This is a genomic window from Arenibacter sp. F26102, assembly GCF_023015865.1.
Lineage (GTDB): Bacteria > Bacteroidota > Bacteroidia > Flavobacteriales > Flavobacteriaceae > Arenibacter.
Genome location: NZ_JALKBC010000053.1, coordinates 1 through 725 on the forward strand (window position 1 = coordinate 1; position 725 = coordinate 725).

Here is a 725-nt window from a genome sequence, read left to right on the forward strand (position 1 = left end):
GCCCTATTCTCGTTGGCCACGTCCTGATATGCCAAATAAGGAACCCCCGAACCGTCAACGGCCAGGGAAGTCCAATAGGCCTCGCCATCCGAAAAACCGGCAGGTCCCACCAGCTCCCATGCGCTGCCATTGAACCTTTGGACCGTAGCCTTCCTACCATTGGAAACATCACTATATGCCACAAAGGGCACCCCGAAACCATCAATGGCCAGGGAAATATCATAGGCTACATCAGCGGAAAAACCAGCCGTGCCTACTAATTCCCATTCGCTACCATTATATTTTTGGACCGTAGCCCTATTACCGTTGGCCCCATCAAAATATGCTACATATGGTATTCCAGAATTATCTAGGGCCAGGGAAACATAATCTGCCCCACCTACTGAAAAACCGGCCGTACCCACCAATTCCCAAACACTTCCGTTGAATCTTTGGACTGTGGCCCTATTGCCATTGGCCCCGTCGTTAAATGCCACATAGGGCACACCAGAGCCGTTCATGGCCAAGGACGTCCAATTGGCCTCGCCAGCAGAAAATCCTGCAGACCCTACCAATTCCCAATTACCGCCATTGAACCTTTGGACAGTTGCCTTCTTCTCATTGTCTTTGTCCTGAAATGCAAGATAGGGTACCCCGGAACCATCTAGGGCCAAGGAAACCTCAACTACCGTTCCATTGGGAAAACTGGAAGGGCCAACTTGTGCCCAACAGTCTCCCGTACCTGT

General features: G+C 51.2%; 1 pseudogene. It reads right to left on the reverse strand.

The features are described from left to right. A pseudogene (locus tag MWU78_RS22210) lies at positions 1–725 on the reverse strand (hypothetical protein); the annotation flags it as partial.